This is a genomic window from Shewanella sp., assembly GCF_013214165.1.
Taxonomy (GTDB): domain Bacteria; phylum Pseudomonadota; class Gammaproteobacteria; order Enterobacterales; family Shewanellaceae; genus Shewanella.
Genome location: NZ_JABSSM010000150.1, coordinates 1 through 4,811, shown reverse-complemented (window position 1 = coordinate 4,811; position 4,811 = coordinate 1). Strand labels below are relative to the sequence as shown.

Genomic DNA, 4,811 nt, shown 5'->3' with positions numbered 1-4,811 from the left:
TAGTCGGTGCGGGGTTTACTGGTCTATCGAGCGCTAGATTAGGCAGCCACATCAAATGAAACGTCGATCACTAATCCATAGCCATAGCCTTTGCTGCTGTTGCTGTTGGCACTTCACTTTCATAAAAAAAGACGCTTAAAGTGCGGTTCTTTAAGCGTCTTTTATCTTAATTTTTTCGAAGAAAAAATTAATCTCGGAAGTTATTAAACTGAAAAGGCTGACCTAGATCGGCTTCGCGAGCCAGCGCCATCACAGCCTGCAGGTCATCACGCTTCTTACCTGTGACACGAACCGAATCACCTTGAATTGAAGACTGAACCTTAAGCTTGCTGTCCTTTATCTTCTTGACTAACTTCTTAGCAATTAAGGTTTCGATGCCTTCTTTAAATTTAACTTTCAATGAGAAGGTTTTTCCGCTGTGAATAGCTTTGTCATCGACATCCATAGATGCTGGGTCCACGTTACGCTTACTCATCTGCATGCGTAAAATATCGACCAATTGTTGGCACTGAAAGTCATCTTCAGCAGATAGCGTCACGATATGATCTTTATATTCGATGCTCGCTTCTTTGCCGCGAAAATCGAAACGAGTCTTAAGTTCACGTACCGAGTTATCGACCGCGTTGCGTAGTTCGACTTCGTCGACTTCAGAAACTATATCCATTGATGGCATTTCGAGTATCCTGTTAGCATATTTTAGTGGCACTAGTTTACCGTATTTCAGTTACATTAAGTTATTTAAACAGACAGAAGACTCTCATCAGCATATTAATTCTGCTTAATAACCTCTAGAAACGGTAGTTTAATAGTGACAATGGGCCGTCATTTTTTTATGATAAAAAAAACCACAAAACGTATATGCATTTTGATATCTAAACGACATATTTTTAGGCTTGCCCTGGTCATCGCAGTGATCATCATCAGTTACCTGGTATTTTCTAGGCCGCATTATCCTCAGCTTTTTTCAAATATGGATAAAGTCGGCCATCTTGGTAGCTTCTTCTGCTTATCATTACTGACATATTTGGCTTTTAAGCCCAAGTGGTATCTGCTTACAGCGACGCTGTCGATTTATGCCGTCTTCATTGAACTCGTTCAAGCCAGATTGCCCTATCGCAGCGCATCAGTAGCCGACTTTATCGCCGACATGGCAGGTGTTTTTCTCTTCTACTTCTGCCTTTGGAGTTATCAGCGTTACTTTGGTGCCACTAAAGTAGTTGGATCTCCTTAACCTAGAAAAATAGCTATTCTAGGGTAATCGCTAACCGTTAAGAAAAGAGTTAATCATGTCCCTACCCGTTTATAACGCATCTATAGCCATCCTTGGCGCTGGCGCCATCGGGCAGCTGATTTATCATCAACTGGTAAAGGCCGAACTCTGCCCCTATTTTATTACCAGGGGGAAGACCCAAGGGAAACAAGTGCTCACCCTGACCCAGTTTGACGGTCAAGAGACACAATCCACGGCTGTTCTCCATGGCATAACGTCTTCAGACACACATAGGGGTAAGTGCTTACTACCAGGTAAGACTCAGTTAGTCATCGTCTGTGTAAAGTCCTATCAGGTCAAAGATGCATTAAAACCCGTCATCTCACAGCTTCCGCTCAGCTGTCACATACTCCTGCTGCACAATGGCTTAGGCCCACACCTTGAGGTTGAGCCCTTGCTCCAAGGCAGAGGTTTGAGTTTAGGAACGACCTCTCAGGCCGCATTCAGACAAGGCACTTGGCGGCTCAAACAAACAGGCACAGGAATCACCCAGATAGGCCACCTCTCAGGCCCCATGATGCCCTTAGCACTGCAGCAGGCGTTACTGGCCGCCATTCCCAGCAGCGAGTGGTGCGAACCCATTTTACCGTTTCTGTGGCAGAAACTGGCTATCAATGCGGCAATAAACCCGCTTACAGCAATAGAAGACTGTCCGAACGGAGCCCTCGCGGCACCTCAATACGAGCAAGAGATCTGCGATATAGTCACTGAACTGGTAGACGTCGCTATGGCCACTGGCGTTGAATTGAACCAGTTAGCACTCACCAACCGAGTGCACAGTGTTATCGAACTCACCAGCGCTAACTTCTCTTCGATGCATCAAGATGTAGCGAATAAACGTCGAACTGAGATAGACAGCATCAACGGTTACATAGTCGAAAGAGCCAAGGAACATGGCTTAGCCGCCAAGGTCAACCTTTCACTGCTAAAGCAAATAAAAGCAATCGAAGCTGACTATCTGGTTTGATCCGATTTGTCGACCAATCACTTTTCCTACAGAGCAAGTGAAAGACGACTATCGAAAGGCAGTAATTCATTTTTAAGTCTACTATTAGGTCATCGTGCGGTAGACTGAAAACCATGGATTAGTTTATGCAAAGAGAGCAGTGGAACTCGCGAGTTGGCTTTATTCTCGCCGCCGTGGGCTCCGCCATCGGCCTGGGAAATATCTGGCGATTCCCCTATATGGCCTACGAAAATGGCGGTGGTGCATTCTTTATCCCTTACTTGTTCGCCATGATATCTGCCGGTATCCCCTTCATGATCATGGAGTTTAGCCTAGGTCATAAGCTAAGAGGCGCCGCCCCTAAGGTCTTTGCCAAGCTAGGGCAGAATTATGGACTAAGACTAGAGTGGTTAGGTTGGTTTCAGGTTTTTATCGCCGCTATTATCGCCATCTATTATGTTGCCATCATAGGCTGGGCCATCTCATTTCTCGGTTTTTCGTTCACCCAGAGTTGGGGCGCGGATACCAATGCCTTCTTCTTCAAAGAGTATTTACAGTTAGGCGATAACTCCCCCACCAACTTAGGTCAGTTTCAGTTGCATATCGCGATCCCGATGGCCATTGCCTGGTCTATTACCTCACTCGCCATTTTCTCTGGGGTCAAAGGAGGAATTGAGCGAGCCAGTAAGATCATGATGCCGTTACTTTTCATCATGGTGTTGACCCTTATTGGACGCATTATCATGCTCCCCGGAGCCTTGGAGGGCTTAAATTATCTGTTTGAACCAGATTTCAGTAAAATTTTCGATGCCAAGGTCTGGTCCGCCGCCTACGGACAGATATTTTTCACTCTCAGCGTCGGCTTTGCCATCATGCTGGCTTATTCTAGCTACTTGCCTGAGAAATCAGACATAAGCAACAACGCCTTCATGACAGTGTTAATTAATTGTGGTTTCTCCATCCTGTCGGGGATCATGATTTTTGCGGTCTTGGGTTATATGGCACAGGAGCAAGGTAAGGAGCTAACCGAGGTCGTGTCCTCCGGTGTGGGACTCGCCTTTGTCACCATCCCTGCTGCCATCAATTTACTCCCCGTGCCTTACATATTTGGACCACTCTTCTTTCTCGCATTAGTGGTTGCCGGGTTAAGCTCCCACATATCGATCATAGAAGCCGTCACATCGGCTGTGATGGACAAGCTAAACCTGGCCCGTAAGAAGGCGAGCTTGCTGGTCTGCGGTACTGGCTTCATCGCCTCCATGGCTTTTGCAACCAATGGCGGCTTACTGCTGCTCGACCTTGTTGATTACTTCATCAATAATGTTGCCCTGCTGTTTAGCTGTTTTGTCGAACTCATCATACTTGCCTGGTTGTTTAAAATTGCCGACATTAGAGATTATGCCAATCGATTATCTGAGTTTACTGTGGGCAGATGGTTCGACCTGTGCTTACGATTTATCAGCCCTGCCATGCTCGCCATCATCATAGTGAAAAACCTCATCAATACCATCACCCAAGGCTATGGCGGCTACCCCATCGAAGATCAACTCATACTGGGCTGGGGGCTAATCGCAGCCATGCTGATTATCTCATTAACCATCAATCTACTCTCGTCTGACAAGGAGGACACGTTATGACCACAGGCGCCATTATCATGATGACCTTAGCGTTATGTATTACTTGGGGCGGGGCCGCCATTTGCATAGGCATAGCAATGAAAAAGAAGAAATCCCAAGGTTAACCGCTATTCAGACGTCAATACGTCAATCTGTTAGCCCTTAAGCAAAGTCTTGATGCAATTGGGTACACAAAGAGGTAGATTGGCAGATCACCTCCTAGAATAGCTCTGTGCTGGGCTAAGACAATGAAACATACCTGCTTACGTAAATCCAATCGAGTACTGGCTGCAATACTGGGATACGGCTTTATGCTGGCCTTGATTATTGTCAGTATTAACTTCTGCGATCGTCCCATTGCGGATGCCATGCACGCCCATGGCTATTCAGGCACACTCCTTAAGTTGCTAAGCCAGGTCCCACTTCTATTGGAGATAATCGCGGCAGTTTTTATTGCGGGCGTCTTCATTAAGCGCTACCGCGAACATTTTAGCTCGCTCATCATAAATCTCATCGCGTCGATTATATTAGCCAGTTTAGTGAGAGTTTCCAGCAAGATGGCTTTCGGTCGTACCTGGCCTGAGACCTGGGCCGATGGTAACCCATCATGGATCAACGATGGCGTTGAGGCATTTCATCCCTTTGCTCAGGGTGTTGCCTACAACTCATTCCCATCTGGCCATGCGCTATTTACTTTTTCTCTAGCCACAGTATTTTGGTATCACTTCCCCCGCCTTCGACCCGTTTGGTTAGCCTGTATGCTAGGTGTGTTCATAGGCCAACTTGGACAAAATTATCATTTTCTTGGTGACTTACTTGCCGGAGCCACACTGGGTACGCTTATCGCTCATCTGGTTATCCTAGCGAGTAACAAAGCCAACAGCATAAACAAGCCCAATAAGGAATGATGTACTCATTAGCCCCACATCACTAAGACGGCAGCCAAGGCGATGAGTATCAGTGCCAACATATCTTTTAT

General features: G+C 46.3%; 6 protein-coding genes. 5 read left to right on the top strand and 1 reads right to left on the bottom strand.

What is annotated here, in order from left to right:
• Positions 1–187: 187 nt before the first annotated feature.
• On the bottom strand, positions 188–673 hold the full coding sequence (locus HRU42_RS20610; protein WP_295033908.1) for a YajQ family cyclic di-GMP-binding protein: 486 nt from the start codon (positions 671–673) through the stop codon (positions 188–190).
• Between the two features lie 192 nt (positions 674–865).
• On the opposite strand from HRU42_RS20610, the gene HRU42_RS20605 reads away from it, so the two are divergent.
• The 5 genes from HRU42_RS20605 (at position 866) to HRU42_RS20585 (ending at position 4,740) form a co-directional block, all read left to right on the top strand.
• The gene (locus tag HRU42_RS20605) at positions 866–1,231 is read left to right on the top strand and encodes a VanZ family protein (protein ID WP_295033907.1); all 366 of its coding nucleotides are present in this window, start codon (positions 866–868) and stop codon (positions 1,229–1,231) included.
• Positions 1,232–1,286: 55 nt separating this feature from the next.
• Positions 1,287–2,237: a ketopantoate reductase family protein gene (locus HRU42_RS20600; RefSeq protein ID WP_295033905.1), complete on the top strand. Its 951-nt coding sequence runs from the start codon at positions 1,287–1,289 to the stop codon at positions 2,235–2,237.
• 125 nt (positions 2,238–2,362) lie between these two features.
• Positions 2,363–3,853, top strand: coding sequence for a sodium-dependent transporter (locus HRU42_RS20595; RefSeq protein WP_295033903.1), 1,491 nt, complete (start codon positions 2,363–2,365; stop codon positions 3,851–3,853).
• The gene (locus HRU42_RS20590; RefSeq protein WP_295033902.1) at positions 3,850–3,957 is read left to right on the top strand and encodes a MetS family NSS transporter small subunit; all 108 of its coding nucleotides are present in this window, start codon (positions 3,850–3,852) and stop codon (positions 3,955–3,957) included. The genes HRU42_RS20595 and HRU42_RS20590 overlap by 4 nt, the downstream gene beginning before the upstream one ends.
• Before the next feature lie 123 nt (positions 3,958–4,080).
• Positions 4,081–4,740: a phosphatase PAP2 family protein gene (locus HRU42_RS20585; protein WP_295033900.1), complete on the top strand. Its 660-nt coding sequence runs from the start codon at positions 4,081–4,083 to the stop codon at positions 4,738–4,740.
• Positions 4,741–4,811: the final 71 nt, after the last annotated feature.

Coding starts and splice junctions, on each gene's coding strand:
- HRU42_RS20585 (WP_295033900.1), top strand. CDS start 4,081: ATGAAACATACCTGCTTACGTAAATCCAATCGAGTACTGGCTGCAATA.
- HRU42_RS20595 (WP_295033903.1), top strand. CDS start 2,363: ATGCAAAGAGAGCAGTGGAACTCGCGAGTTGGCTTTATTCTCGCCGCC.
- HRU42_RS20610 (WP_295033908.1), bottom strand. CDS start 673: ATGCCATCAATGGATATAGTTTCTGAAGTCGACGAAGTCGAACTACGC.
- HRU42_RS20590 (WP_295033902.1), top strand. CDS start 3,850: ATGACCACAGGCGCCATTATCATGATGACCTTAGCGTTATGTATTACT.
- HRU42_RS20600 (WP_295033905.1), top strand. CDS start 1,287: ATGTCCCTACCCGTTTATAACGCATCTATAGCCATCCTTGGCGCTGGC.